The organism is Paraburkholderia ginsengiterrae (assembly GCF_001645125.1).
In the GTDB taxonomy this organism is placed as follows: Bacteria; Pseudomonadota; Gammaproteobacteria; order Burkholderiales; family Burkholderiaceae; genus Paraburkholderia; species Paraburkholderia ginsengiterrae.
In genome coordinates this window covers 80,035-106,635 of the sequence record NZ_LXKA01000393.1, presented here as the reverse complement: position 1 = coordinate 106,635, position 26,601 = coordinate 80,035, and the positions used below count along the sequence as shown (strand labels likewise).

Genomic DNA, 26,601 nt, shown 5'->3' with positions numbered 1-26,601 from the left:
CACCGTATTAATGACCGGCTCGCAGGGTGTCGGTTTCAGTCATGGTTATTGAAATCGTCGGCTAAAATACTTTTTTACATTCGAACAGCTAACAGGTCCTCCATGAAGCGCGTCCTTATCGTCAAGGTCACTTCACTCGGCGATATCGTGCAGGCTTTGCCAGTTGTCGCCGATATCAAACGCGCGTATCCCGGCGTTCAGGTGGATTGGGCCGCAGACGAAGCATTCGCCGAGGTGGTGCACTGGAGCGAGAGCGTGGATCGCGTGCTGTGCGCGCCGCTGCGCCGGTTCAAGAAGGCCCGCCGCTGGGCCGATTTCAAGGCGATCTGGGCGTCTATCGCCGAACTGCGCGCCTACCGTTACGATTTCATTATCGACATCCACGGTGTCTACAAGAGCGCGATCATCGCCTTTCTGGCGCGCTCGTCGAAGCGTATCGGCTACCAGTCCCAGGATCTGGGCGAGCGCGGCGCCGCATTTGCGTACACCGGCCGCTTCGGGCCGCGTCCGCAATGCAATGCGTGGCACGGCATGCGTATCAGCACGGGCGAGGCGCTGGGCTACGAAGTAGAAGGCCCGGCGATCTACAATCTGCGCCTGCCCGAGCCGGCCAGCCTGCCGTTCGGGTCGAACAGCGCGCCGGTCGCCGCGCTTTTCCACGCTACCTCGAAAGACGACAAGAAATGGCCGTTGACGCATTGGGCCGAGGTCGGCCGCGAACTGGCGCAACGCGGTTTTCATGTGGTGCTGCCGTGGGGTTCGGAGGGCGAGCGGGCCGAGGCCGAGCAGATTGCATCGCAAGTGCCGGGCGCGGCCGTTCTGCCGAAAATGAGCGTGACCGAAATCGCGCAGATGATCGATGCGTGCGCACTGGTCATCGGCACCGACACCGGCTTCGTCCATCTCGCGCACGCGTTGCAGAAGCGCACGGTGATGATCTTCGTGGCGACCTCGCCGTCGCACTGCGGTATCGAATCGCCGTTCCGCTCCATCTCGATCGGCGACGGCCAGTCGGTGCCGCCCGTCAGCGCAGCGCTCGAGGCGATTGACTACGTTCATACCGATCCGCACGCCGTTTCTATGCAAAGTGGATCGGCTGCAGCCTGAGCGCCGCGCCGCACTTTGCGCGGCCGCGCAATCGTTTGCCCAAAAGAAAAGAGGCGCCACGCGCGGTACGCCCGATCAGTCGGGCGCTGCCTCGTAACGCCTCTGAAAAACGCCCGCGTCGGGGAACAACGGGCGGAGAGGAATCGTTGCGTACAACCCTGCTGGGTCTGCACCAGGCGTTGAGCCGGCGCACGCGCCGCGCATTACACGCCTGTTAAATCTGTCGCTTTTCGTAGGGTGCCTAACGGCGCCGCCGGTGCATCTTGTCACTTCGCCGATGGTGCCGGGGCCGCCTGCCCCTTCAACACCTTGCCGCGCGCCACGGCGCCTTGCCTCTCACATGCGCTACGGATGCGCTTCCAGCAAGGCGCCTGCCTCGCAGGCAAGTTCAAACCAGTATAGGCGGTGTTTTCCTCTGCGGTGAATTGGTCGCGCTCATGCCTCGGACGCCGTATGCCACGTGCGCGGATCATGTAACACCTTGGTGATCTTCCCTTACAAATGGCAACGCTTGCGTGAGGCGCCGTCGTGTTCAATCGAGTCATCGGGCTTGGGCTCGAATAAATCTGACTCGACGGAGAACAACATGAAACGCCTGATTCTGAGCCTGATCGCAGGCACACTGCTCGCAACAGCGCTTGGCGGCTGCATCGTCGCGCCGGCCCCCGGCTACTACTATGGCGGAGGCGGCTACTACCATCACGGCGGTTACTACTACCGCTAAGGGCCGAGGTCAGGTGCCGCGGCGCTCAACGTGCGAAAGCACGGACGCGCGGCATGAGGCCGGGTCAGGCCAGTAGCATTTCGAAGGCGATCACTGCCGCGATGGCCGCGGCATTCGCCGCCAGCGCCTCCACGACAATGCCTTTCCATGTCGCGGGGCGAAAGCGCAGGGCAAGCAGCAGCGAACACAGCAGTGCCAGCGCAATGATCATGACGACGTCCGCGTTGTGAAGATGAATATTCATCCGGACCTCCCTGCGCACAATAGGGTTATTTGCGTCGAGTATAGGGAAGTCAAAAAGACGTGCAAGGCAGGGGATTCACCCAGGAACGCCCGGCAGGCGAGGGTGTGAAGCGGGCGGTGAAGCGGGGCAGGGGTGACCAATGCCGCCGTGCCACGCATCGCGTGCGGGACGGCATCGAGTCACTACAAGCAAGGCGCTGGCGCGGCCTCCCGGGTTACATCAAACGCGCGTCGCGCGTTTCGCGCATGCACAGCACGCCGATCATGCTGACGGCGGCGGCGATCGACACATACGCGCCAACCCACGGCAGCCCGCCGCGCGCGGCAAGCATCTGGGCGATATACGGCGCGACCGAGGCGCCGAGAATCCCGCCGAGGTTATACGACACACCCGCGCCGGTGTAGCGCACATTGGTCGGGAACAGTTCCGGCAGCAGCGCGCCCATCGGTGCGAACGTCACGCCCATCAGGAACAGCTCGATCACGAGGAACAGCAGCACCAGCGGAGTCTGTCCGCTGCCGAGAAGCGGCGCCATCGTGAAGCCAGACAGGATCGCCGCGATGATGCCCACGATCAGCACCGGCTTGCGCCCAACGCGGTCGCTGGCCCAGGCGGACAGCGGGGTGGCGAGCGCCATGAACACCACGGCGATGCACAGCAGCCCGAGGAAAGTCGGCCGCGGAATGTGCAGCACGGACACGCCGTACGACAGCGAGAACGTGGTGGCGTTGTAGAACAGCGTGTAGCAGACCACCATCGCGAGCGCGCCGAGCAGAGTCGGCACCCAGTGTTGCGACAGCAACGTCGCGATTGGCACCTTGACGCGTTCCTGCCGGTCGATAGCCGCCTGGAACGCCGGCGTCTCGGCAATCTTCAAACGCACGTATAAACCCAGCGCGACCAGCACGGCGCTCACGAGGAACGGCACGCGCCAGCCCCAGCTCCGGAATTGCTCGTCGCTCAACGAGAGCGCCAGCGCGAAGAACAGTCCGTTGGATGCGAGAAAGCCGATCGACGGTCCAAGCTGGGGGAACATGCCGAACCAGCCGCGTTTGCCGGCGGGCGCGTTCTCGGTGGCGAGCAGCGCCGCGCCGCCCCATTCGCCGCCGAGGCCAATGCCCTGGCCGAAGCGCAAGACGCATAGCAGGATCGGCGCGAGGCTGCCAATCGAGTCGTAGCCCGGCACGAAGCCGATCAGCGTGGTCGACACGCCCATCACCAGCAGCGATGCGACCAGCGTCGACTTGCGGCCGATCCGGTCGCCGAAGTGGCCGAACAGGAACGAGCCGATCGGCCGCGCAATGAACGCGATGCCGAACGTGACGAAGGCCGACACGGCCTGCGCGGTCGCCGAGCCGTGCGGGAAAAACACCGGCCCGATGACGAGCGCCGCGGCGGTTGCATAGACGTAGAAATCGTAAAACTCGATCGCGGTGCCGATAAAGCTCGCGAAGATGATCCGCGCGTTGTTATTCTGCTTGGCCGCATTGGGCCCGGCCGCGGAAATCGGCGAAGTGGACATGCAGGGTCTCCATGTGTCGTGATTCCACTGGGCGGCGTGAGCCATGCCGGAAGGTTCCGGCGCAGGGAATCCGAAAATTATAGCGAGCGCAACGGGCTTCAGTCGATGGTTTGCGCTTGCGGCGAGGCGAGCTCGCGGAGCTGGAATTTGCCGTCGTCGTTGAAGAGCCAGTCTTCGAACAGTTCGAGCTGGCCACGGCCGTTCAGCAATTTGCCGGGAGGCTCCGGCAGCGGCGCGGCGCGCCGCAACGAGGCGAGCGCGGCGCTTTCGGCTTCATTGTCGCCGTTGGTGCGATAGACCGACGACTGCACCACGCGGCCATTCGCATCCACCGTGAACGACACCACCACCAGCGAACGCAGCATGGCTTGCGGTGTGCCGCGCAGCACATAAGACGGATTGCGTTCGACGATGCGTCTTGCAACGGCATCGCGGTACTGATCGAGCGTCACGCTATTGATGGCAGCCGGCGGTGTGGACACGGCTGCGGGGCGTGTCCACGGCGTGAGCGTCACATTGCAGCCGCTCAAGGCGATGCACAGCGCTGCGGCGAATAGCATGCCGCGGCCAAGCGCGGGCCATGCACTGACACGGTACACACGACTGCCGGTCAGGCGGAGAGGGTGACGCGTACGGGTGAACATCGTCGGAGATAACGCGGGACGGGACGTGATTTGATAGTAGTCAAAATAAGCCAGGAAGCAATTGGCGTTCACCCGCTTTCCGTGTCCCAGCGCCCGTAACGCGCTGAAATATGAACGGTTTGGTGCGCGTTCGAAACGAGCCTACACTGCGACTGCCTCCCTCGGGAGGCATCGGTGGAAGTCTTTCAATTAGCCCGCTTCGCGCGGGCTTTTTTTCGGCTTTACTGCAATGCCAGCCGGGCTGCTTTTACAGCGGCAAGCACCTGCTCCGGCGCTGTGCCGCCCGGATGATTGCGGCTTGCGACCGAGCCTTCGAGCGTGAGGTACGAGAACACATCGTCGCCGATCAGATGCGCGACGTTCGGCAGTTCGGTGCGCATTTCCTCCAGCGTCAGATCCGCCAGATCGCAGCCGCGATCGGCACAGATGCGCACGGCGAGAGCAACGGCTTCGTGCGCGTCGCGGAACGGCAAGCCGCGCTTGACGAGGTAGTCGGCGAGATCAGTTGCGGTGGAGAAGCCTTGCAACGCGGCGTCGCGCATGGCTTGCGGCTTGACCGAAATGCCGGCAACCATTTCAGCGAAGATGCGCAGCGTATCGGCCACCGTGTCGACGGTGTCGAACAGCGGTTCCTTGTCTTCCTGATTGTCCTTGTTGTACGCGAGCGGCTGGCCTTTCATCAGCGTGAGCAGCGCGATCAGATGGCCGTTCACGCGGCCGGTCTTGCCGCGCGCCAGTTCGGGCACGTCCGGGTTCTTCTTCTGCGGCATGATCGACGAACCGGTGCAGAAGCGGTCGGCCAGGTCGATGAAGCCGACGCGCGGGCTCATCCACAGCACGAGCTCTTCGGAGAAGCGCGAGATGTGCGTCATGACGAGCGCCGACGCCGCCGTGAATTCGATCGCGAAGTCGCGGTCGGATACCGCGTCGAGCGAGTTTGCGCAGATGCCGTCGAAGCCCAGCGTCTTCGCCACCGCGTGGCGGTCGATCGGATAGCTGGTGCCGGCGAGCGCGGCCGCGCCGAGCGGCAGGCGGTTCACGCGCTTGCGGCAGTCGAGCATGCGCTCGGCGTCGCGCGAAAACATTTCGACGTAGGCGAGCAGGTGATGGCCGAACGTGACCGGCTGCGCCACTTGCAGGTGCGTGAAGCCCGGCATGATGGTCGCCGCGTTCTTCTCCGCCATGTCGAGCAGCGCGGTGCGCAGCTCCGTCAGCAAGCCGCCGATCCGGTCGATTTCGCCGCGCAGCCACAAACGGATGTCGGTCGCGACCTGGTCGTTACGCGAGCGGCCGGTGTGCAGGCGCTTGCCGGCGTCGCCGATCAGCGCGGTCAGGCGCGCTTCGATATTCAGGTGCACGTCTTCCAGATCGAGTTGCCACTCGAACTCGCCTCGCTCGATTTCACCCTTGATCTGCGCCATGCCGCGTTGGATCGCGGCGAGGTCGTCGGCGGCGATGATCTTCTGCGCGGCCAGCATCGAGGCGTGCGCGAGCGACCCTTCGATATCGACTAGCGCCAGACGCTTGTCGAAGAAAACCGACGACGTGTAGCGTTTGACGAGCTCCGACATCGGCTCCGAGAAGCGAGCCGACCAGGCTTCGCCTTTTTTGTGCAGTTGGGACGTCATGGTGTTGGGCAGTTGAACGAACGGTGAAGAGGCTGGCGGCGCACTCGCACGGACTGTGCAAAGGTGCCGGCGAAGCGCGGAAAGACAACGATTTTAACACCGGCCGGGAGCGTGGAAGACTGCGCCGGCCGTGCGCCTGTTTGTGCGCTTATTCGTTCGTTTTTTCGTGCGCTTTTTGTCTACTACTCGCGCACCAGCACCACCAGCTTCAGATCTTCGCGATGCGCGGGCTTGAAGGTGATCTGGTCGAAGACGATGCGGCCGTCGCGCGGATGGTTGAACTCGCGCCGGCCGCCCTCGCGGCCGCCCACGTCCTGCGACGCCCAGAACTGCGCGAAGGCATCGCTCGTGGCCGTGAGCGAGTCGATCAGCGCGCGCGTGGGCGCATCGTTCAGATGACGGATAGAGTCTGCGCGGAATTCGGCGGCGAGCCGCCGCGCGCGCGTCTCCCAATCGACGATCAGCTCGCGCGCGGCCGGCTCGGTGAAGGTGTAGCGCAGCAGATTGCGGTCGTGCGCCTCGTCCAGCCAGCCGACGAACAGGTCTGCGGCGCGTTCGTTCCACGCGAGCGCATTCCACTGGCGGTCGAGCACATAGGCCGGCGTGTTCACGAGCTGCACGGTTTCGAGCAGCGTGGCGGGCGCGTCGGCGGCGGCCGGATCGGGCTCGGCCGGGTCGCGCTGGGCGGCCAGTTCGAACCGATAGGCGCGTTCGGCGCGCGACAGTTGCAGGGCGACCGCGATGCGGGCGAGCGCGTCCGCGGAAGCGGACACCGGCCGCCCCTGTTCGATCCACGTGTACCAGGTCGGACTCACGCCGCACAGCTGCGCGACTTCCTCGCGCCGCAATCCCGGCGTGCGGCGGCGCGGGCCCGGCGGCAGGCCGACGGCTTGCGGCGAGAGCCGCTCGCGGTGAGCGCGGATGAATTCGCCGAGCGCGCGGGCGGGGGTGGCGTCGAGCGGCGGCGGGTGGTCGGCGGAAGACGGCGTGGTCATGCTGGTCGGGTGGCGCGTGGAGGGGGTAATAGAGATACCAGAATAATTGCTTAACTTGTACTGGTACACGGCGGGCTCTATTGTAGCGGCTGGAACGGCACAACGCGTTCCGCACCACCCACCCGGATAACGGAGCCTCCCATGAAGCATCACGATCAGGTCGCCGACGCCTTCGGCTCGACCGCCGCCGCCTATTTGACGAGTCAGACGCATGCCACCGGCGCCGATCTGCGCACGCTGGCCGAATCGATCGCGGCGACGCCCGGGGCGACGGTGCTCGACATGGGCTGCGGCGCCGGCCACGCGAGTTTCGCGGTCGCGCCGCACGCCAAAGAAGTGGTGGCATACGACATCGCGCCGCAGATGCTTGCGACGGTGGACGGCGCGGCGAAGGAGCGCGGCCTTGCCAACATCCGCACGCAGCAAGGCGCGGCCGAAACGCTGCCGTTCGCCGATCATTCGTTCGATTGGGTGATCAGCCGCATGAGCGCGCATCACTGGCACGACGTGCCGCGCGCGCTCGCGGAGGTGCGGCGCGTGCTGAAACCGGGCGGCAAGGTGTTGTTCATCGACATTGCCGGCATTGATCATCCGCTGCTCGATACGCACATCCAGGCGATCGAGTTGCTGCGCGACGCTTCGCACATTCGTGATTACCGCGCCGACGAATGGATCGCGTTGTTCGCCGCGGCAGGATTCAAGGCGTCGCTCCGCGAGCGCTGGCGCATCGACATCGAGTTCAGCTCATGGGTGGCGCGCATGCGCACACCCGAGCCGCGCGTGGTGGCGATTCGCTCGATGTGGGCCGGCGCGCCCGATGAAGTGCGTCAATATTTCGACGTGCAGGAAGACGGCTCGTTCAAGCTCGACGCGCTGATGATCGACGCGCAATGAGGACAACGTCGTAGGTCATGATGGTTCTGCGCCTTCATTGTGAAGTCAACCATCCCAAAATAAAGGGGCGGGACCATCGTGATACGCTCCGGGTTGCTTAGCTATCCGGATTGTTATTGAAATGTTGAAACAGATCGTGAGTATCTCATTGGCAACGGTATATCTTTATGCCGCAGCGGAAACCGATCAGGAGTTTTACAGCCGACACGGCACGTCGATGCCGCGTGCAATCGCCTCGGATCCGAGGGGCGCGCCGTACGGCTCGAATCAGCCCACCATCACGCAGGACAGCGCGGCGGTACGAGCGTCACAGGAAGCGAGCGGTACCTTTGACAGACAAGCGGCGGCGGAACGGGAGGCAATCGACCAGGCAAGGCGTGCGCGTAACAACCCCGAAATCAAGTTCAATATACCGCCGCGAGAAATGCCGAAGCCGGTCACGGCGAACTGATCCGCGACCGGCTTTAATTTCAATGCAAACGCGTTGGGCCGTCGCTCAGCCTGTATTACGCAAGCCCGCGGCAATCCCGTTGATGCACAGATGAATCCCGCGCCGCACGCGCTGGTTGGTATCCCCCGAGCGGTGCCGCTTGAGCAGTTCCACCTGCAGGTGATTCAACGGATCGAGATACGGGAAGCGGTTCTTGATCGAACGCGCGAGCAGCGGGTTCTCCGCGAGCCGTTCGCTCTTGCCCGTGATCTCCGACAGCACCTTCGACGTGCGCTCCCATTCCGCGACGATTCGCTCGAACACGTGCTTGCGCAGTTTCTTGTCGGAGACGAGCGCCGCGTAACGCGAAGCGACCGCGAGATCGGTCTTTGCCAGCACCATGTCCATGTTCGACAGCAGGTTCGAGAAGAACGGCCAGGTCTTGTGCATCTTCTTGAGAAGCGCGAGACGGCGTGCGCGTTCGGCGTCGGAAGGCGCGCTGTCCAGATGCGCGGCCACCGCGCTGCCGAAACCGTACCAGCCGGTCAGCAGCAAACGGCATTGGCCCCACGAGAAACCCCATGGAATCGCGCGCAGGTCCTCGATCTTGCGTTGCTTCGGGTCTTGCAGCTTGCGCGAAGCAGGGCGGCTGCCGATGTTCAGCTCGGCGATCTCCGCGATCGGCGTGGACTCGAAGAAGTACTCCTTGAAGCCCGGCGTTTCGTAGACCAACGCGCGATACGAGGCCATCGCCGCGTCGGAGAGCTGCTGCATCGTCTCTTCGAATACGGGCAGTTCGGCGGGCGCGTTGCCTTGCGGCAGCAACGACGCTTCGAGCGTCGCGGCCACCACCGTTTCCAGATTGCGCCGGCCGATCTCCGGATTGCCGAACTTGCTGGCGATCACTTCGCCTTGCTCGGTCAAGCGGATCTGGCCGTCGACGGTGCCCGGCGGCTGCGACAGAATCGCCTGATAGGTCGGACCGCCGCCACGGCCGACGGTGCCTCCGCGGCCATGGAACAGCCGCAGCGTCACGCCGCGTTCGTTGAACAGCGACACCAGCGCGAGTTCGGCGCGATACAGCTCCCAGTTCGACGTGAGGAAGCCGCCGTCCTTGTTGCTGTCCGAATAGCCGAGCATCACTTCCTGCTCGTTGCCCTGATGTTCGATCAGCGAGCCCATGCCAGGCAGCGCGATCAGATCGCGCATGATGTGCGGCGCGTTGCGCAGGTCGGGGATCGTCTCGAACAGCGGGATCACCATCAGGCCCGCTTGCGCCGGGTCGTTTGCGTCGCCCAGACGTCCGCGCAGCAGCCCGGTTTCCTTTTGCAGCAGCATCACTTCGACCAGATCGCTGACGGTCTCCGTGTGCGAAATGATGTAGTTGCGCACCGCGCGAGCGCCGAATTTTTCGCGCGTGACGCGCGCTTCTTCGAGCACGCCGAGTTCGCTCTTCACGAGATCGGAATACTCCGCATACGGCAGACGCAGCGGGCGCGGCTGCGCCAGTTCCGCGAGCAGCACGTGCAGCTTGTCCGCTTCGGAGAGGGCCGCGTAGTCTTCTTCGACCCCCGCGCGCTTGAGCAGCTCGGCGATCACCGCTTCGTGGATGTCGGAGCTTTGGCGCAGGTCGATGCTCGCCAGATGGAAGCCGAACACTTCGGCCGCCCGCGCGAGCGGCGCGAGGCGCGGGGCCGCGAGCGGCGCGCCGTGATGCGCGGCCAGTGAATCGATCAGCACATGCAGGTCGCGCACGAATTCTTCAGAGTCGTCATACGGCTTGGCGCGCACCGGCGCCGCGCCCCGACCCGCGCTGCGCACCGGCACGCTGCCTTCGCCGAGGCGCACGCGCGCGCTGGCCGCGAGCCGTGTGTACATGCCGATCAACGCGCGGCGGTACGGCTCGTCGGTGCGATGCGGCGACTGGTCCGGCGAGATCGCCGCGAGTTCCTTGAGTGCGTCGCTCGCGCCGGCCAGCAGGTTCGACACCGACAGTTCGGCGCCGAGCTTGTGCACCTGCTCCATGTAGTGCTCGAGGATCACCGCGGCCTGGCGGGTGATCGCGTTTTCCAGCGTCTCGGCGGTGACGTTCGGGTTGCCGTCGCGGTCGCCGCCGATCCAGCTGCCCATCTGGAAGAACGGCGGCAGGCGCGCGTCGAGACCGTGCTCCTTGAGCGCTTCTTCGATATCGGTATAGAGCGCCGGAATTTCCTCGAGGAACGTGGCGCGGTAGTACGACAGCGCGTTTTCGATTTCGTCGGCCACGGACAGGCGCGAGTCGCGCAGCATGCGCGTCTGCCACAGCGACGTGACGCGGGCGCGCAGCATCGCTTCGTTGTGCGCGCGTTCGCGCTCGGTCAGCTGCTGGTCGCGCTCGGCAAGCAGGCGCGCGACGTCGTGCTGTGCGTCGAGAATGCTCTTGCGCTGCACTTCGGTGGGGTGCGCGGTGAGCACCGGCACGATCAGCGCGTCGTTGAAGAATTGCTGCAGCACGGGCGTCGCCGCCGAGCCGGCTTCGACGAGCCGTTCGAGCGCGTGAGCGATGGTGCCCGGTTGCGAGGTCGAGCCGGCCAGCGCGTGAATCCGGTGACGGCGATTGCGGTGGCGGTCTTCAGCAATGTTCGCAAGATGCGAAAAATAGCTGAACGCGCGCACCACGCTGACCGTTTGCTCGGGGCTCAGCGAACGCAGCTTCTTGTCGAGCGTCTGCGCGTCGGCGCTGTCGTCTTCGCGGCGAAAACGCACAGCAGTCTGACGAATCGTTTCGACGACGTCGAATACCGCGTCGCCTTCCTGCTCGCGCAGCACGTCGCCGAGCAGGCGACCCAGGTAACGGATGTCCTGGAACAGCGGGTGGTCCTTGTCCTCACGCGTACGGCCGTTGCCCTTCGGCGCGGCCGCCGGCGTTTCCCCGGCCGGCTGTTCCTTGGCGGCCTTGAGCTTCGTGGCACCGGCCTTGGCCGGTTTGCGCGCCTTGACGGCGAGGGCGGCTTCTACGGCCGGGTCCGGCTTCCCGACCTTTGCGGCCTTCTCAGCCTTCGTGGCTTTCGCAGCCTTGTCCGCCTTGACGGGCGTGGAGGCTTTGGCGGCCTTGCCGGCTTTGGCCGCCTGGGCGGTCTTGCCCGACCGTTTGGCCGGCGCCGGCTGAGCGGCGGTTACAGCAGTGTCGGCGGGCGCCGCGGCGGCGTCAGCCGCGTCAGCGTTGGGCGATGCAGTGTTGCGGCGGTCAGGGCGCGCCGATCCGGAAGACGTCACGATGGGTTTCCTCAGGGAAGCCAGGGTCTGTTGATTGATGAACTGCTACTGCGGAACTGCACTATGAGTTGCAACGTGAACTGCTCGAAACGGTATGCGCCGGTGGCGACATGCCTGAGAGGGGATGCGTGCCCGAATCGCGCCGCGCACTTGTGATGCGGCTTGCGCGCGAGGCACCCGCGACGGGTTGCGCCGCATTGCATCATCCCGCATGCCGCGGCCCGGTGCGCGAACGACCGTGCGTGAACAGGCTGGGATGGGGCAGGCGCGACACCGCGCGAAGCCCGTCTCCTCCATCGATACCGCTTCAGCACGGCGCTGCGCTGTGCCTTGAGACACAAGGGCGCGTGCTAACATTGTTTGTACTACATCCCGTCATTCAATCAGCAAGCTAATGAACACCGAGACGTTTTCCACGCCACCCCACACGCTTGTGATTGCGTCGCGAGAAAGCCGCCTTGCCATGTGGCAAGCGGAGCATGTGCGATGTGCGCTGCACAAATTATATCCATCTTGTGACGTAAAAATCCTCGGAATGACAACACGTGGCGATCAAATACTCGATCGCACTTTGTCGAAGGTTGGTGGTAAGGGGCTCTTCGTCAAGGAACTGGAGGCCGCGCTCGCCGACGGCCGCGCCGACCTCGCCGTGCACTCGCTCAAAGACGTGCCGATGGAGTTGCCCGAAGGTTTTGCACTGTCCGCCATCATGGAGCGCGAAGATCCGCGCGACGCGCTGGTCTCCAATGACTATGACTCGCTCGCGGCGTTGCCCGCCGGCGCCGTGGTCGGCACCTCCAGCCTGCGCCGCGAAGCCATGCTGCGCATGCGTTACCCGCACCTCGAGGTGCGGCCGTTGCGCGGCAATCTGGACACGCGTCTGGCGAAACTCGACCGCGGCGATTACGCGGCGATCATTCTGGCCGCAGCCGGTTTGAAGCGCCTGGGCCTCGGCGAGCGCATCCGTGCGCTGCTCGATCCCGAAGACAGCTTGCCCGCGGCGGGCCAGGGCGCGCTCGGCATCGAGATTCGCGCCGACCGCGCGGAACTCGCGGCGTGGCTCGCCCCGCTGCATCACGAACATACGGCGGCTGCCGTGGAAGCGGAGCGCATGGTCTCGCGCGCGCTCGGCGGCAGTTGCGAAGTGCCGCTCGCGGCCTATGCCACGTGGCGCGACGGCGCGCTGCATCTGCGCGGCATCGTGGCCACGCCCGACGGTCAGCGCGTGTTGAGCGCGCAGGCGTCGGCGCCGGCGCCCACGGTCGAACGCGCGATCGCGCTCGGCCAGGAAGTGGCGGACGCGCTCGAGGCGCAGGGCGCGATGGAGATCGTGCGCGCGCTCAGCATCGCCAGCGGTCCCGCGGCGGCGCATAAAGATAGCGCCGCCGACAGCGCGGCGTCCGGCGACTGATGGCGGCCGACATCCCCGGCAACGCATCCTCCTCCGTCGGCGCGACGCCGTTCACGGTCGTGATTACGCGACCGGCCGGTCAGTCGAACGAACTGATCACCCGGCTCGCCGCCGCCGGGATTGCCACGCTCGACTTCCCGCTGATCGACATCGCGCCCGTCACCGACGACGCGCCGCTGCGCGCGGCGCTGGCATCGCTCGAACGCTACGCGCTCGTGGTGTTCGTTTCGCCGAACGCCGTCGATCACGCTTTCGCCCGCAGCGACACGATCTGGCCGCATGCGCTGCCGGTCGGCGTGGTCGGGCCGGGCAGCGTGCAGGCGCTCGCGCGCCATGGCGTTGCCGAGCCGGCGTACCAGGTGATCAGCCCGCCGTCCGGTACCGATGAAGACACCGCGCGCTTCGATTCGGAGGGGCTCTTCGCGGCGATCGAGACGGCGCTCGGTGTCGCCGGCCTGGAGGGCAAGCGCGTGCTGATCGTGCGTGGCGACGGCGGCCGCGAGTGGCTCGCCGAGCGTCTGCGCGAACCGGGCGCCGAAGTCGAAACAGTCGCGGCGTACCGGCGCCTCGTGCCGGAACCGTCCATTGGCGGTTGGGCGCGCGTGCATGCGCTGCTTGCCGGCGAGCCGCATGCGTGGCTGCTCACCAGCTCCGAAGGCGTGCGCAATCTGCACGAACTCGCGCAAGACCACCTCACCGCCGACGAAATCGCGCAGCTCAAACGCGCGGCGCTCGTCGCGCCGCATCCCCGTATCGCGCAGACCGCGCGGGCATTGGGTTTTGATAGCATTACGGTGTCCGGCGCGGGCGATGAGCGCATTGCCCGCGCGCTGATCGCCGCCGTTCCGACCGTAGTTCAACCGGTATCGTCCAATCCGGCTCATTCACCGGCTAAATCACGCATGACTGAAACGAACGCTTCCACGAACGCTGCACCCCAGCCGGCCGCGACCACTGCGTTGCCGCCGAATCAACCCTTCACGCCCTACGAAGCGCAGAAGCGCCACAGCGCGAGTGGACCGCTGTTGTGGTTTGTCGTCGTGGTGATCGCTTGCGCCGCAGGCGTGGGCGGCTTTGCGCTCAATCGCAAGCTGGAGCGCACCGAGCAGCAGCTCGCGCAGCGTCAGCAAGCCAACGACGCGCAGACCAGCGAACTGCGCGCCAAGACCGAGCAGGCGCTGGTCACGGTCCATCAATCGGACACCCAGGTCGTGCAGCTCGAGGGCAAGCTCGCCGATGCGCAAGCCGCGCAGCAGGCGCTGCAGCAGCAATACGCGGATCTCGCCCGCAATCGCGACGACTGGACGCTCGCCGAAGTCGGCCAGATGCTGTCGGCCGCGAGCCAGCAGTTGCAGCTCACCGGCAACACGCAGCTCGCGCTGTTCGCACTGCAAAGCGCCGACACCCGTCTCGCCGCGTCGGACAGCCCGCAGGCCGTCGCGGTGCGCAAGGCCATCGCGCAAGACATCGACAAGCTGAAGGCCGCGCCTTCCACCGACCTCACGGGTCTCGCCATCAAGCTCGACAACGCGATCGACCAGGTCGACAACCTGCCGCTCTCGGGCGAAGCGCCGATCGCCCATGTCACGCCGCACGCAGCAACCTGGGCCGACACGGCGAAGGTGGCCGCGGCCACCGGCGAGCCGCGCTGGAAAGTGTGGTGGCGTGAAGTGACCACCGGCATCGGCCAGCAGTTGACGAGCCTCGTGCAAGTGCGCCGCATCGACAACGCCGACGCGATGCTGGTCACGCCCGATCAAGGCTACTTCGTGCGTGAGAATCTGAAGCTGCGCCTGCTCTCGGCGCGCCTCGCCTTGCTCTCGCGTAACGAGACCACGCTCAGGTCCGATCTGCAGGCGGCGCAGAACGCGCTCACGCGCTACTTCGACAATACGTCGAAGAAGACGCAGACGGTCGTGGATCTGGTCAAGCAGGTGGACACGGGCTCGGCGGCGGTCGAACTGCCGAATCTGAATACGAGCCTGCAGGCCGTCAATCAATACCGGAGCCGAGGTTAATCATGGCGATCCGGGGACTTCTTTGGCTTGCGTTGCTGTTCACCGTCGCGGTGGTGCTGGCGGTGGTCGGGCGCTTCGACATGGGGCAGGTGCTGCTGATCTATCCGCCGTACCGCGTCGATCTGTCGTTGAATCTGTTCGTGGTCGGGCTGGTGGTGCTGTTCATCCTGTTGTATGCACTGCTGCGCATCTTCCGCAATATCTGGCGCATGCCGCAACGCGTGGCTGCCTATCGCGCGCGCTCGCGTGTTGCGAAGGCTCACGCCGCGCTGCGCGATGCAATCGGCAATCTGTACGCCGGGCGTTTTTCGCGCGCTGAGAAGGCAGCGAAAGATGCGCTCGCGAACGGCGACAACAAGGGCGCGGCCGGGTTGATCGCGGCCACGGCCGCGCACCGCATGCGCGAATATGCGCGACGTGACGAATGGCTCGCGCAGATCAACGAGTCCGACTGGCAGGACGCGCGCCTGATGGCCACCGCCGACATGCGCGCCGACGGCCGCGACGCGGATGGAGCGCTGAATGCGCTGACCGAAATGCAATCGCAGGGTGCGCGGCGCATTCACGCGCAGCAGATCATGTTGCGCGCGCAACAGCAGTTGAAGAACTGGGGCGAAGTGCTCAAGCTCGTCAAGATGCTGGAAAAGCGCGAAGCGATTCACCCGGCGGTGGCGGTGCGTTTGCGCCAGCTCGCGGCGGAGAACCTGTTGCGCGACCGCCGGCATAACGCCGACGCGCTGCTGGAGTTGTGGAGTTCGCTGTCGGCGACCGAGCGCCACTCGCCGCGTCTCGCGGATCTCGCCGCCGAATTGCTGGTGGCGCTGAACCGGCCGCTGGAAGCACGCAAGATCGTTGAGGAAGCACTGGCGCAGAACTGGGACGCGCGCTTGCTGCGCCGCTATCCGGACACCACGGCGGGCGACGCGTTGCCGCTGATCCAGAAGGCAGAAGCGTGGCAGAAGGATCGTCCGGAAGACGCCGACCTGCTGTTCACATTGGGCCGCCTGTGCCTGCATCAGCAGTTGTGGGGCAAGGCGCAGTCGTTCCTCGAGCGGGCGCTCAAGCTCGCCGACAACGAGACGCTGAAGATTCGTTCGCATCGTGCGCTGGCGCGTTTGCACGAGCAGCTTGGCGATATGGATAAGGCGAGCCAGCATTATCGCGAGAGCGCGTTGGCGATGAATATCGTTTGAAGCGTGGCGGGTTCCGTGCGGCTCGCAGGGTGAGCGGTGCGCAGACAGATGGAAACAAGCCCCCGGCGTTTTAGAGCGCCGGGGGCTTTTTCGTTGGCGGGTGATGCTTGAGCCATGCAACATGACATCTGGCGTTAGCGGTACTTACCGCCCGATGTCACGCCACGAACCACTTCACCTGTTCACCATCTTCGCGGGCACACTGATCGCCAGCAAGCCGCCGAGCACCATGAACGCCGCCAGCATGACCATGCCGGAATCGTTCGCGGCCGTCGCCTGCTTGAGCCAGCCCACCGCATAGGGGCTAAGAAAACCGGCCAGATTGCCGATCGAGTTGATCATGGCGATACCGGCCGCCGCGCCCGTGCCGGCGAGAATCGCCGTCGGCAAACTCCAGAAGAGCGGCAGCGTGGTCATGATGCCCATGGTCGCGAGTGTGAGCGAAGCCATCGCGAGCACGGTGTTGTGCGCATACACCACGGAGAGCACCAGCCCGATCGCCCCAGCGAACGCGGGCAACGCGATATGCCAGCGCCGCTCGCGGCTGCGGTCCGCGCTGCGCGACACGAACACCATCGCCACCACGGCCGCTGCGAACGGTATCGCCGACAGCAGGCCGATCATGAACGCATCGGTCACGCCGGTCGCCTTGATGATGGTCGGCAGCCAGAAGCTCACGCCGTACAGGCCCATCACGAACGAGAAGTAAGTGAGGCTCAGCATCAGAACGCGGCCGCTTCTCAGCACCTGGCTGATCGGCATGTCGTGTTTGGTGGCTTCTTCGGCGGATACATGGCGCTCGAGAAGCTGCTGCTCTTCCTTGGTGAGCCATTTGGCCTTCGAGATGCGGTCGTCCAGCACCGCGAACACCAGAATGCCGACGAGCACCGAAGGAATCCCTTCGAGGAGAAACAGCCACTGCCAGCCATGCCAGCCGTTCATGCCATTGAAGGACTTCAGGATATAACCCGACACCGGACCGCCGATCACGCCGGACAACGCGATCGCCGTCATGAACCACGTGGTCATGCGGCCGCGCCGATGCGCCGGATACCAATACGTGAGATACAGAATGATGCCGGGGAAGAAGCCCGCCTCGGCGAGACCGAGCAGGAAGCGCATCACGTAAAACATGGACGGCGTGGTGACGAACATGGTCAGCATGGAGATCACGCCCCACGACACCATGATCCGCGCGATCCACACGCGCGCGCCGACCTTGTGCAGGATCACATTGCTTGGAATTTCGAAGAAGAAATAGCCGAGGAAGAAAATCCCCGCGCCGAAGCCGTACACCGTGTCGCTCAGTCCGAGGTCGCTGGTCATTTGCAGCTTGGCGAAGCCGACGTTGACGCGGTCCAGATACGCGACCACGTAACAGAGCATCAGGAGCGGCACGAGCCGCCAGCTGACCTTGCGATAGGTGGCCTCTTCGAACGTGGAAGGCGGCGCACCCGCGCCGGGATGGTGGAGCGGATCTGCGGGACTAGCCATGGCGTCTCCTCTTTTCTTGTGGAAATGATTGACCGACTTCGAGCGATTCTAGCCGCACCGGTTGATTTGCATGACGAATCGACCGAGGGGGAAAACACTAACTTCCGCGCGGGCCGCGCCTGCACGGCCCTCGCGCGAGGCGCTACACGCAGCGTCCGCCGTCCACTTCGAGACACACGCCCGTGATGAACTCCGCCTCGTCCGAGGCCAGGTAGAGCGCGGCGTTGGCGATGTCCTGCGGTGTCGAGAAGCGCCCGAGCGGGATGCCGGCGAGAAAGCGCTGGCGATTTTGCGGCGTATCTTCCACGCCCATGAACTCGGAGGTGAGGCCCGTTTCCCCGATCACCGGGTTCACGCAGTTCACGCGAATACGGTCCGGGCCCAGCTCGGCGGCCAGCGACTTGCTCGCGATGATCACCGCGCCCTTGCTGCCGTTGTACCAGACGAGCCCGGGGCGCGGCCGCACGCCGGCCGTCGACGCGATATTGACGAAGCAGCCGCCGCCTTGCTGGCGGAAATACGGCACGAATTCCTGCACGCTCCAATAGATGCTCTTGACGTTCACCGCGTAGACGCGGTCGAACTCGGCCTCCGTCACTTCCAGCACGGGCTTGTTGCGATGGGTGGTGCCGGCGTTGTTGACCACGATCTGCACGCTGCCGAAATCTTCGAGCGCCGCTTCGCGCAGTTGTTGCCAATCCCTGCGCTCGGCGACGTTGCCTGGCACCGCGATGGCCTTGCCGCCGGCCAGTGCAATTTCGCTTGCCACACGCTCGGCGGCCGGGCCGTTCAGATCGTTGACCACCACGTTCGCGCCTTCGCGTGCATAGGTTTTCGCAATGCCTTCGCCGAAACCCGAGCCGCCGCCTGTGACGATGGCTGTTTTACCTGTCAACCGCATGATGTCTCCGCTGTGGGTTGTGGATGGTGATGCGCGTGCTTCGCTGCCATGTGCCGGACTAGCCGTGCCGGATCGCGATGGTTTTCAGCACCGTGAATCCATAGAGCGCTTCGAAGCCTTTTTCGCGCCCGTGGCCCGAATGCTTGACGCCGCCGAACGGCAGTTCGACGCCGCCACCCGCGCCGTAGTTGTTGATGAACACCTGGCCGGCGCGCAGGCGCCGCGCGAGGCGCATCTGCCGCGCGCCGTCGCGCGTCCAGACGCCGGCCACGAGGCCGAACGGGGTGCCGTTGGCCAGCGCCAGCGCTTCGTCTTCGCTGCCGAAGGACATGGCCGCGAGCACCGGGCCGAACACTTCGTCGCGCGCGAGGCGGTGGGTCGCAGGCACGTCGCGCAATAGCGTGGGCGCTTGATAGAAGCCGCTTTCCGGCGCCTCGGGAATCACCTCGCCATGCGCGGCCATGGCAATGCCGTCGTGCTGCGCGTCGGAGAGAAAATCCCACACGCGCTGCTGTTGTTTGGCGTTGATCAGCGGTCCGCAGTCGAGGTCGGCCTGCGAGGGGCCGACGCGCAGCGCGTGGAACGCGCCGCTCAGCCGGTCGAGCAAGGGTTCGTATATGGCCCGCTCGATCAGCACGCGGCTGCCCGCCGAACAGGTTTGCCCGGCGTTCTGCACGATGGCCGAGATCAGCACGGGCAGCGCCGCGTCGAGATCGGCGTCGGCGAAGACGATTTGCGGCGACTTGCCGCCGAGTTCCAGCGTGACCGGCACGTGATTTTCGGCGGCCATTTGCGTGACGAGCTTGCCGGTTTCCGGCGACCCGGTGAACGAAATGTGATCGATGCCGGGATGACGCGCGAGCGCCGCACCCGCTTCATGACCGTAGCCGGTGACGATATTCAGCGTACCGGCGGGCAAGCCCGCCTCGGCGGCCAGTTCCGCGACGCGCAGGACGGACAGGCACGCGTCTTCGGCCGGTTTGACGACGCACGCATTGCCGGCGGCGAGCGCCGCGCCGACACTGCGGCCAAAAATCTGCATGGGGTAATTCCACGGCACGATGTGGCCCGTCACGCCGTGCGGCTCGCGAACGGTCAGCACCGTATAGCCGGTCTGGTAAGGCAGCGTCTCGCCGTGCAGCTTGTCCGCCGCGCCGGCGTAGAACTCGAAATAGCGGGCGAGGGCGGCCGAATCGGCGCGCGCCTGCTTGAGCGGCTTGCCGGTGTCGCGCGCTTCGAGCTGGGCGAGTTCTTCCTGACGCGCGGCGACCAGCATGGAAATCCGGTACAGCACGCGGCCGCGCTCGGCGGCGCTCGCCTCGCCCCACACGCCTTCAAAGGCGCGGCGGGCGGCGCGCACGGCGGCGTCGATGTCCGCCGCGTTGCCGCGCGCCAACTGGGAGAAGGGCTGGCCGTCCGAAGGGTCGAGCACGGCGATCGTGTCACCACCAGAAGCGGCGGCCCACTCGCCGCCGATAAAGTGTCGGGCTTCGTCCATGCAGGCTCCTTGAGGTGTCACGCAACCATGCGGCGGTTACGTTGTGTTCACTAACGAGAGGCACAATCCGAAAGGCGTCAGACGATTATCGCGCCGATCCTGCAAGGGATGCCATCGGCCGATTGGCTATAATGGCGTATTCCATTTCGCACGTCCGGCCGCAGCACGGCTGCCCGAGGCGAGTTTCACGAGGCGTGTGACTCGAACTCAGGCCCCGTCAGCCGCACGCCGTGTCCCGAATTCCATCCTGATCAGAGAGCGTTCATGAGCTTCAATCACGTCCCCGCAGGCAAAGACCTTCCGCAAGATTTCAACGTCATCATCGAAATCCCGGCGCAAAGCGATCCGGTGAAGTACGAAGCCGACAAGGAAACGGGCCTGCTCCACGTCGACCGTTTCATCGGCACGGGCATGCGCTATCCGGCGAACTACGGCTACATTCCGCAAACCCTGTCGGGCGACGGCGATCCGGTCGACGTGCTGGTGATCACGCCGTTCCCGCTGCTGGCAGGCTCGGTGGTGCGCGCACGCGCGCTCGGCATGCTGCAAATGACCGACGAATCGGGCGTGGACGCGAAGCTCGTCGCCGTCGCGCACGACAAGGTGTGCCCGATGACGGCCGACCTGAAGTCGATCGACGACGTCCCGGCGTACCTGAAAGACCAGATCAAGCACTTCTTCGAACAGTACAAGGCGCTCGAAAAGGGCAAGTGGGTGAAGGTCGACGGCTGGGCGGGCATTGAAGCCGCGCACAAGGAAATCTCGGAAGGCGTGGCGAATTTCAAGAAGTAAGCTGCATCACGTTATTCGGACTGAGAAAAACCGCGCGAGCCCGCCAGGGCCGCGCGGTTTTTTTTATGGCCGCCTCAATGCGCAGGTCGCGGTGGCGCGCTGCACGGCGCGCATAGACGCAGTGCATCGCGCGGATGAATCGAAGCCATTTTTATTGCTCGGTGTAAACCCTTATGATGTGCCGCTTCATGTGACGCGCTTCACGTGACCTTTTCCGCGCCATTGCACGCTCACGGGAGCACACCGTCCAGATGTTGAATCGCAAGTCCAAACCGTCGGCGTTTTCGCTGCGCTGGTCGAACCGGCTGCATGCGCTCGCTAGCACGATCTACCGCAAGCGGCCGGTGTGGATGGTGTCGTTCTCGGCGAGCGAGGCCAGTCTGCCGGAAGGCCTGAGGGCGGCTTGCGCCTCCACGGCCATGCTGGTCGTGGGCAATCTGCTGCACGATCCGGCGTTCGCGTGGGCCGCGATCGGCGCCTTCTGGACGTGCCTCGCCGACGCCGCCGGCTCCAATCGTGCGCGCTTTGCGTCGATGATGGGTTTCGCGTTGCTGTCCACCGTATGCGGCGGCTTGACGGCTTTGGCATCCGGTGCCGGGACCGCGGCCGCGGCACTCGCGCTGCTGGTGTTCACGAGCCTGGGTGCGTTCGGCAGAATCTGGGGCGCGGCCACGGCGCAGGTGACGATTCTCGTGGCGACCGCGTGTGTCGTGATGGTCGACCGGCCCATCCACGATCTTCGTGCCGGCATGGCGTCCCTCGGCATCTATCTCGCCGGATGCCTGTTTGCCGTGGCGCTGAGCCTGACCGTCTGGCGCATTCACCCATTCGGCTCAAGCCGCGCTGCGCTGCGCGCCGTCTACCTGCGTCTGGCCGATATCGCATCGGATAGCGCCCGCCTGCTCGAACAGCGCGCGGTGCGCGGCGATTGGGCCACCCATGCCGCGCAATTTCGCGCCGACGCCCGCGGCGCGCTGGAGCGCTCGCGCAAAGTTCTCGCGCGTGTGCCGGCATCGAGATCGGGCGGCCACGAGACCTATGACAATCTGCTCGGTTTGCTGACCGACGGCGAGGCGTTGTTTGCCTATCTGATCGCCGTCTCCGGCGCATGCGAAAAAGTCCCCGACGACGCACGGCGCGCACGCCGCGTGGCCCGGCTGCTGACCGCGATCGGTGACGTGCTGCGCGGCATCGGCGCTGCCGCCAGCGACGGGCAGGGGGCACGTGTCGCCGGCTTGCAACTGCGCTTGCGGCGCCTGGCCGAGCGGCTCGAAACGGCCCTGATGGAACCGGTGAAACTGAAGTCCGGCTTCGAGCTGGTCGATTTCGCGCCGGCGCAAGCGCCGTCCGAGCGTTGGAAGGAAGGCGCCGCCCGGTTTCTGACGCAAACCTGGGCGACGCTCAAGGCGAACCTGTCGCCGCAATCCGTCGGCTTGCGGCACGCGGCACGCGTCGGCGTGACGACGACCACGGGCTTTCTCATCATCCGCGCGCTCGGGCTGCCGTTCGGCTACTGGGCCACCATGGCGGCGCTGCTGATCCTGCAACCGTCGATCGGCGCGACCTGGCCGCGCAGTATCGAGCGGGCGGCGGGCAGTATTGTCGGCGGCGTGCTGGCGGCGGCTCTTGGTTATGCGATCCATTCGCCGCTCGGCATTTCCCTCGCGGTGTTTCCGCTGGTGATGGCGACCATGGCGCTGCGGCCGGTCAGCTATAGCCTGTTCGTGCTGTTCCTCACGCCGACGTTCGTGCTGGTGGCCGACTTCGCCTCGCCGGGCGCCAACGAATTCGCCTATGCGATCACGCGGCTCGGCAACAATGTGCTCGGCTGCGTGCTGGCCCTGCTGGCCACGTTCTATCTTTGGCCGACGCGTGAAAAGGCCGATTACCGCGTCTATCTGAACGACGCGGTGCGCGCCAATCTCGCGTATCTGAGGGCGGCGCTGGCGTCGCCTGCGCCTGGAGACAGAGACATGGAACGCCTGCGCCGGGCCGCCGGCCTTGGTAGCAATAACGCCGAGGAGGCCATTGGCCGCATGCGCCTCGAAAAGCTCGAAGACTCGATGGTCGACACCGTCACGCTGACCGTGCTGAGCCTGTTGCGACGCATGGCCGGGACCGCCACGCAACTGCGCCTGAGCGCCAACCGGCGCGAGATGCACGACGAACTCGATGCATGGATCACCGCAGTGAGCGAGGACATCGACGCCGCGTTGAATCGGACTTTGCGGCCCGCGCGTCATGCGCTGCCGGTGCGCGACAGGCTGACTTCGCTGGAGGCCGACGCGGTAGGGGAACTGGCGCTGATGCTTCGGCTGCTCACCGAGAGGATGCGCGAGGCGAGGGGATAGCGCGTTAGTGTGCGAGACAGAACGGCGCGGCAGCGAGACCAAGCAGCGGCGCTGTCAAGCAGCGCCCGTTTCTTCTCCGTCCTCATCGCCGGCGAGCGCGTCAGGTTCCGGCAACGGCACGACCGATTCGAGCGTCCGCACACCGGCCGCGAGCGCGCGCTTCTCGGCGGGCGGCAGCCGCTTGACCCAATATTCCGCGCGCGAAGCGCTCGACCGATCCGCCAGTTCGAACGACGCCAGCACCTGCACCGGTTTGCGCGAACGCGTATAACGCGCGCCTGTGCCGCTTGCGTGTTGCTCGAAGCGTGCCTGCACGTCGATGGCAATGCCGGTATAGACGCTGCCGTCCGAGCATTCGAGCAGATAAAGAAACCACGCCATATTCGCGCTTCAGCCTCTGAACGGATTGTGTTCGCGCAACTCATCCACATACGCGTGGATGCTGTTCTTTTCGTTGTCGAGAAAATGGCCGACTGCATCGGCGAAGGCGGGGTGCGCGAGCCAATGCGCCGAGCGCGTGACCGTGGGCATGAAACCGCGCGCCATCTTGTGCTCGCCCTGGGCGCCGCCTTCGAACGCGCCGAGCTTTTCCTCGATGCAGAATTCGAGCGGCTGGTAGTACGCCGTTTCGAAATGCAGGCACGGCACGTGTTCCAACGCGCCCCAGTAGCGGCCATACAGCGTGCCGCCGGTCTTCGCGTCGCGCTGATAGACCACGAGCGAACTGGCGATGGGCTTGCCTTCGTGTTCGGCGATCACGAGCATGAGGTTCTCCGGCATCGACGCGCCGATCATGCGGAAGAAATCGAGGTTCAGGTACGGACTCGAAAAATGCTCGCGGTAAGTCTGCCGATAGCACTTGCTGAAGAAGCGCCAGTCGGCGTCCTGAATGTCCTCGCCGCGAATCCGGCGCATCGTCACGCCGGCCTCCTGCACCTTGCGGCGCTCGGCGCGAATGTTCTTGCGCTTCTTCTGTTCGAGTGTCGAGAGGAAATCGTCGAAGTCGCGATAGCCGTCGTTCAGCCAGTGAAACTGCACGCCTTCACGCTGCATCATGCCCATGTCGGTGAGCGCGCCGGCTTCCGTTTCGGTCGGAAACAGCACGTGCAGCGACGACACATCGGCCTGCTCGGCGAACGCCATCAGCGTGGCCGCCAGATGACGCAGCGCGTGCGTATCCGCCGCCAGCAGGCGATTGCCCTGCACGGGCGTGAACGGCACGGCGCACAGCAGCTTGGGGTAATACGCCAGGCCGTTACGCTTGTAGGCGTCGGCCCAGGCCCAATCGAACACGTACTCGCCGTACGAGTGCCCCTTCAGGTACACCGGTGCGGCGGCCACGAGCCGGTCCGTGCGCGGGTCGGTGAGCGTGACGAATTGCGGCGCCCAGCCGGTATCCGCGACCGCGCAGCGGGTCGCATGCAGCGCGCTCAGGAATTCATGCCGCAGAAACGGCGTGGGCTGCGACTGCTGCGCGAGTAGGGCGTTCCATTCAGCGGCGTCCACCTCCGAGGGCGACGCCAGAATGCCCGTGCGATAATCAAAGCGTTCCTGGTTCAATCTGTGTGACTGTATCCAATGAGTGTTGCCAATGAGCGGCGCGGCGCGATGAGCGCTACGCCGTTCGTTTATCCGATTTGTCCATGCCGTCGAGCTCACCAGCCGCGGTACTCGCAGGCCAATCTGGCTTGCCTGTCGATCCTGCCATGAAGACCCGAATCGCTCTTGCTCAAATCAATGTCACCGTCGGCGACTTCGCCGGCAACGTCGCGAAGATCGTCGCTGCCGCGCGCGCCGCGCACAACGATGGTGCGAAGCTGCTGATCGCGCCTGAACTCGCGCTCTCCGGCTATCCGCCCGAAGACCTGCTGCTGCGCCCCGCGTTCTATACCGCGAGTGCGGCGGCGCTGGCCGACCTGGCCGCGCAGCTCAAGCCTTTCACCGGCTTGCATGTGATCGTCGGGCATCCGCTACGCGAGCCGGCGAACGGCCATGGTAATGCAAACGCGCCAATCGAGCGCGGCGTGCCGCCGGTCGACACGTTCAACGCGGCTTCGCTGATCGTCGACGGGGAAGTCCGCGGCACGTATCGCAAGCAGGATTTGCCCAATACCGAGGTGTTCGACGAGAAGCGCTACTTCGCGTCCGACCCGCAACCGTTCGTGTTCGACCTGGACGGCGTGAAGTACGGCGTGGTGATTTGCGAAGACGCGTGGCATTCGTCCGCGGCGCAAATGGCGAAGGCGGCGGGCGCGCAAGTGGTGCTGATTCCGAACGGCTCGCCTTATCACCTGAACAAGGAAGCGGTGCGCTTCGACATTCTGCGCGCGCGGATTCGCGAGACGGGCTTGCCCATGGTCTACGTCAACATGGTCGGCGCGCAGGACGAACTGGTGTTCGACGGCGGCTCGTTCGTGCTCGACGCGCAAGGCCAACTGGTTGCGAAGATGGCGCAGTTCGACGAGGCCACCGCGATCGTCGAGTTCGAAAACGGCCAACCGTTGCCCGCAACCGTCGCGCCTGAACTGTCGATCGAGGCGCAGGTCTATGCCGCGCTCGTGATGGGCGTGCGCGACTACATCAACAAGAATGGCTTTCCTGGCGCGCTGATCGGGCTGTCGGGCGGTGTGGATTCGGCGCTGGTGCTGGCGGTTGCGTGCGACGCTCTTGGCGCGGACCGGGTGCGCGCGGTGATGATGCCGTCGCGCTACACCGCGGATATTTCAACGACGGACGCCGCCGAGATGGCGCGCCGCGTTGGCGTGCGTTATGACGAAATCGCGATCGCCCCGATGTTCGACGCGTTCCGCAGCTCGCTTGCCGAAGAGTTCGCGGGCCGTGCCGAAGACGCCACCGAAGAAAACATTCAGGCGCGCATTCGCGGCACCTTGCTGATGGCACTGTCGAACAAGTTCGGCTCGATCGTGCTGACCACCGGCAACAAGAGCGAAATGGCGGTGGGCTATTGCACACTGTACGGCGACATGGCCGGCGGCTTCGCGGTCATCAAAGATATTGCCAAGACGCTCGTCTACCGGCTTTGCCACTACCGCAACCAGGCCACCACGTTCAGCAAGCAGGACGTGATTCCCGAGCGGATTCTGACGCGCGCGCCGTCGGCGGAATTGCGCGAGAACCAGACCGACCAGGACAGCTTGCCGCCGTATGAAGTGCTCGACGCGATCATGCGCATGTACATGGAAGAGGACCGCTCGCTCGCTGAAATCATCGCGGCGGCCTACTCGGTGGACGACGTCAAACGTGTCACGCGCCTCATCAAGATCAACGAGTACAAGCGCCGGCAGGCGCCGATCGGCATTCGCGTCACGCATCGCGCGTTTGGCCGCGACTGGCGTTATCCGATTACTTCGCGCTACACCGAGCCGGTGGAATGAGCCGCGGCGAACCATCGCTGACTGACCTGAAGCACGCGCCGGATGCCGCAATGCGTCCGGTGCGGCGTAGAATAAAAATCATCCATTTTCCTTTCACTCTTCCCA

General features: G+C 65.0%; 21 protein-coding genes. 10 read left to right on the top strand and 11 right to left on the bottom strand.

The window, feature by feature from the left end:
* The first annotated feature begins 102 nt into the window (after positions 1 to 102).
* Complete coding sequence (gene waaC, locus A6V37_RS38060; protein WP_064272319.1) at positions 103 to 1,107, top strand: lipopolysaccharide heptosyltransferase I; 1,005 nt, start codon at positions 103 to 105, stop codon at positions 1,105 to 1,107.
* 586 nt (positions 1,108 to 1,693) lie between these two features.
* On the top strand, positions 1,694 to 1,831 hold the full coding sequence (locus A6V37_RS41645) for a hypothetical protein (RefSeq protein ID WP_165614508.1): 138 nt from the start codon (positions 1,694 to 1,696) through the stop codon (positions 1,829 to 1,831).
* 64 nt (positions 1,832 to 1,895) lie between these two features.
* On the opposite strand, the gene A6V37_RS38055 is transcribed toward A6V37_RS41645, so the two are convergent.
* The 5 genes from A6V37_RS38055 to A6V37_RS38035 form a co-directional block, all read right to left on the bottom strand.
* Positions 1,896 to 2,075: a hypothetical protein gene (locus A6V37_RS38055; RefSeq protein WP_064286931.1), complete on the bottom strand. Its 180-nt coding sequence runs from the start codon at positions 2,073 to 2,075 to the stop codon at positions 1,896 to 1,898.
* Between the two features lie 214 nt (positions 2,076 to 2,289).
* The gene (locus A6V37_RS38050; protein WP_064286930.1) at positions 2,290 to 3,597 is read right to left on the bottom strand and encodes an MFS transporter; all 1,308 of its coding nucleotides are present in this window, start codon (positions 3,595 to 3,597) and stop codon (positions 2,290 to 2,292) included.
* Between the two features lie 98 nt (positions 3,598 to 3,695).
* The gene (locus A6V37_RS38045; RefSeq protein WP_082904899.1) at positions 3,696 to 4,241 is read right to left on the bottom strand and encodes a TonB family protein; all 546 of its coding nucleotides are present in this window, start codon (positions 4,239 to 4,241) and stop codon (positions 3,696 to 3,698) included.
* A gap of 221 nt (positions 4,242 to 4,462) precedes the next feature.
* A complete protein-coding gene (gene argH, locus A6V37_RS38040) occupies positions 4,463 to 5,869 on the bottom strand; it encodes an argininosuccinate lyase (RefSeq protein WP_064272316.1) in 1,407 nt (468 codons plus the stop codon).
* Positions 5,870 to 6,051: 182 nt separating this feature from the next.
* Positions 6,052 to 6,864, bottom strand: a complete 813-nt coding sequence (locus A6V37_RS38035) for a helix-turn-helix transcriptional regulator (RefSeq protein ID WP_064286929.1) — start codon at positions 6,862 to 6,864, stop codon at positions 6,052 to 6,054.
* A 141-nt stretch (positions 6,865 to 7,005) separates the two neighbouring features.
* On the opposite strand from A6V37_RS38035, the gene A6V37_RS38030 reads away from it, so the two are divergent.
* Entirely contained in the window at positions 7,006 to 7,758 is a 753-nt protein-coding gene (locus A6V37_RS38030) for a class I SAM-dependent methyltransferase (protein ID WP_064272314.1), read from the top strand.
* A 121-nt stretch (positions 7,759 to 7,879) separates the two neighbouring features.
* Positions 7,880 to 8,209 carry a hypothetical protein gene (locus A6V37_RS38025; protein WP_064272313.1) on the top strand — a complete coding sequence of 110 codons (330 nt, stop codon included), beginning with the start codon at positions 7,880 to 7,882 and terminating at the stop codon, positions 8,207 to 8,209.
* Between the two features lie 45 nt (positions 8,210 to 8,254).
* On the opposite strand, the gene ppc is transcribed toward A6V37_RS38025, so the two are convergent.
* Positions 8,255 to 11,443: a phosphoenolpyruvate carboxylase gene (gene ppc, locus A6V37_RS38020; protein WP_064286928.1), complete on the bottom strand. Its 3,189-nt coding sequence runs from the start codon at positions 11,441 to 11,443 to the stop codon at positions 8,255 to 8,257.
* A 394-nt stretch (positions 11,444 to 11,837) separates the two neighbouring features.
* Here ppc and hemC point away from each other — a divergent pair, with 394 nt between their 5' ends.
* Genes hemC through A6V37_RS38005 form a run of 3 tightly spaced genes read left to right on the top strand, consistent with a single transcriptional unit; the run spans position 11,838 to position 16,065 of the window.
* Positions 11,838 to 12,854: a hydroxymethylbilane synthase gene (gene hemC / locus A6V37_RS38015; RefSeq protein ID WP_064272311.1), complete on the top strand. Its 1,017-nt coding sequence runs from the start codon at positions 11,838 to 11,840 to the stop codon at positions 12,852 to 12,854.
* The gene (gene hemDX / locus A6V37_RS38010; protein ID WP_064286927.1) at positions 12,854 to 14,872 is read left to right on the top strand and encodes a fused uroporphyrinogen-III synthase HemD/membrane protein HemX; all 2,019 of its coding nucleotides are present in this window, start codon (positions 12,854 to 12,856) and stop codon (positions 14,870 to 14,872) included. Before hemC ends, hemDX begins: the two co-directional genes overlap by 1 nt.
* A 2-nt stretch (positions 14,873 to 14,874) precedes the next feature.
* On the top strand, positions 14,875 to 16,065 hold the full coding sequence (locus tag A6V37_RS38005) for a heme biosynthesis protein HemY (RefSeq protein ID WP_064272309.1): 1,191 nt from the start codon (positions 14,875 to 14,877) through the stop codon (positions 16,063 to 16,065).
* A 174-nt stretch (positions 16,066 to 16,239) separates the two neighbouring features.
* Here the strand turns inward: A6V37_RS38005 and A6V37_RS38000 are convergent, their stop codons facing one another.
* From A6V37_RS38000 to A6V37_RS37990, 3 genes are all read right to left on the bottom strand, one after another.
* A complete protein-coding gene (locus A6V37_RS38000; RefSeq protein ID WP_064272308.1) occupies positions 16,240 to 17,559 on the bottom strand; it encodes an MFS transporter in 1,320 nt (439 codons plus the stop codon).
* Between the two features lie 142 nt (positions 17,560 to 17,701).
* Positions 17,702 to 18,460, bottom strand: coding sequence for an SDR family oxidoreductase (locus A6V37_RS37995; protein ID WP_064272307.1), 759 nt, complete (start codon positions 18,458 to 18,460; stop codon positions 17,702 to 17,704).
* 58 nt (positions 18,461 to 18,518) lie between these two features.
* Positions 18,519 to 19,958: an aldehyde dehydrogenase family protein gene (locus tag A6V37_RS37990; RefSeq protein WP_064286926.1), complete on the bottom strand. Its 1,440-nt coding sequence runs from the start codon at positions 19,956 to 19,958 to the stop codon at positions 18,519 to 18,521.
* A 264-nt stretch (positions 19,959 to 20,222) separates the two neighbouring features.
* Between A6V37_RS37990 and ppa the strand changes: the two genes are divergently transcribed.
* Both ppa and A6V37_RS37980 read left to right on the top strand, forming a co-directional pair.
* Entirely contained in the window at positions 20,223 to 20,750 is a 528-nt protein-coding gene (gene ppa / locus A6V37_RS37985) for an inorganic diphosphatase (RefSeq protein WP_064272305.1), read from the top strand.
* A 251-nt stretch (positions 20,751 to 21,001) separates the two neighbouring features.
* Complete coding sequence (locus tag A6V37_RS37980; RefSeq protein WP_064272304.1) at positions 21,002 to 23,101, top strand: FUSC family protein; 2,100 nt, start codon at positions 21,002 to 21,004, stop codon at positions 23,099 to 23,101.
* Between the two features lie 54 nt (positions 23,102 to 23,155).
* On the opposite strand, the gene A6V37_RS37975 is transcribed toward A6V37_RS37980, so the two are convergent.
* Positions 23,156 to 23,482 (bottom strand): GIY-YIG nuclease family protein, encoded by a 327-nt coding sequence (locus A6V37_RS37975; RefSeq protein ID WP_064272303.1) that lies wholly within the window; start codon positions 23,480 to 23,482, stop codon positions 23,156 to 23,158.
* Positions 23,483 to 23,491: 9 nt separating this feature from the next.
* A complete protein-coding gene (locus tag A6V37_RS37970; RefSeq protein WP_064272302.1) occupies positions 23,492 to 24,661 on the bottom strand; it encodes a GNAT family N-acetyltransferase in 1,170 nt (389 codons plus the stop codon).
* 146 nt (positions 24,662 to 24,807) lie between these two features.
* Here A6V37_RS37970 and A6V37_RS37965 point away from each other — a divergent pair, with 146 nt between their 5' ends.
* Positions 24,808 to 26,496: an NAD+ synthase gene (locus A6V37_RS37965; protein WP_064286925.1), complete on the top strand. Its 1,689-nt coding sequence runs from the start codon at positions 24,808 to 24,810 to the stop codon at positions 26,494 to 26,496.
* Positions 26,497 to 26,601: the final 105 nt, after the last annotated feature.

Excerpts from the sequence above, each read along its gene's own strand:
- A6V37_RS38055 (WP_064286931.1), bottom strand. The coding sequence starts at position 2,075 with ATGAATATTCATCTTCACAACGCGGACGTCGTCATGATCATTGCGCTG.
- A6V37_RS37975 (WP_064272303.1), bottom strand. The coding sequence starts at position 23,482 with ATGGCGTGGTTTCTTTATCTGCTCGAATGCTCGGACGGCAGCGTCTAT.
- A6V37_RS37995 (WP_064272307.1), bottom strand. The coding sequence starts at position 18,460 with ATGCGGTTGACAGGTAAAACAGCCATCGTCACAGGCGGCGGCTCGGGT.
- argH (WP_064272316.1), bottom strand. The coding sequence starts at position 5,869 with ATGACGTCCCAACTGCACAAAAAAGGCGAAGCCTGGTCGGCTCGCTTC.
- A6V37_RS41645 (WP_165614508.1), top strand. The coding sequence starts at position 1,694 with ATGAAACGCCTGATTCTGAGCCTGATCGCAGGCACACTGCTCGCAACA.
- A6V37_RS38030 (WP_064272314.1), top strand. The coding sequence starts at position 7,006 with ATGAAGCATCACGATCAGGTCGCCGACGCCTTCGGCTCGACCGCCGCC.
- ppa (WP_064272305.1), top strand. The coding sequence starts at position 20,223 with ATGAGCTTCAATCACGTCCCCGCAGGCAAAGACCTTCCGCAAGATTTC.
- A6V37_RS37990 (WP_064286926.1), bottom strand. The coding sequence starts at position 19,958 with ATGGACGAAGCCCGACACTTTATCGGCGGCGAGTGGGCCGCCGCTTCT.
- A6V37_RS38035 (WP_064286929.1), bottom strand. The coding sequence starts at position 6,864 with ATGACCACGCCGTCTTCCGCCGACCACCCGCCGCCGCTCGACGCCACC.
- A6V37_RS38000 (WP_064272308.1), bottom strand. The coding sequence starts at position 17,559 with ATGGCTAGTCCCGCAGATCCGCTCCACCATCCCGGCGCGGGTGCGCCG.
- A6V37_RS38025 (WP_064272313.1), top strand. The coding sequence starts at position 7,880 with ATGTTGAAACAGATCGTGAGTATCTCATTGGCAACGGTATATCTTTAT.
- hemC (WP_064272311.1), top strand. The coding sequence starts at position 11,838 with ATGAACACCGAGACGTTTTCCACGCCACCCCACACGCTTGTGATTGCG.
- A6V37_RS38045 (WP_082904899.1), bottom strand. The coding sequence starts at position 4,241 with ATGTTCACCCGTACGCGTCACCCTCTCCGCCTGACCGGCAGTCGTGTG.
- A6V37_RS38005 (WP_064272309.1), top strand. The coding sequence starts at position 14,875 with ATGGCGATCCGGGGACTTCTTTGGCTTGCGTTGCTGTTCACCGTCGCG.
- hemDX (WP_064286927.1), top strand. The coding sequence starts at position 12,854 with ATGGCGGCCGACATCCCCGGCAACGCATCCTCCTCCGTCGGCGCGACG.
- A6V37_RS38050 (WP_064286930.1), bottom strand. The coding sequence starts at position 3,597 with ATGTCCACTTCGCCGATTTCCGCGGCCGGGCCCAATGCGGCCAAGCAG.
- waaC (WP_064272319.1), top strand. The coding sequence starts at position 103 with ATGAAGCGCGTCCTTATCGTCAAGGTCACTTCACTCGGCGATATCGTG.
- A6V37_RS37965 (WP_064286925.1), top strand. The coding sequence starts at position 24,808 with ATGAAGACCCGAATCGCTCTTGCTCAAATCAATGTCACCGTCGGCGAC.
- A6V37_RS37980 (WP_064272304.1), top strand. The coding sequence starts at position 21,002 with ATGTTGAATCGCAAGTCCAAACCGTCGGCGTTTTCGCTGCGCTGGTCG.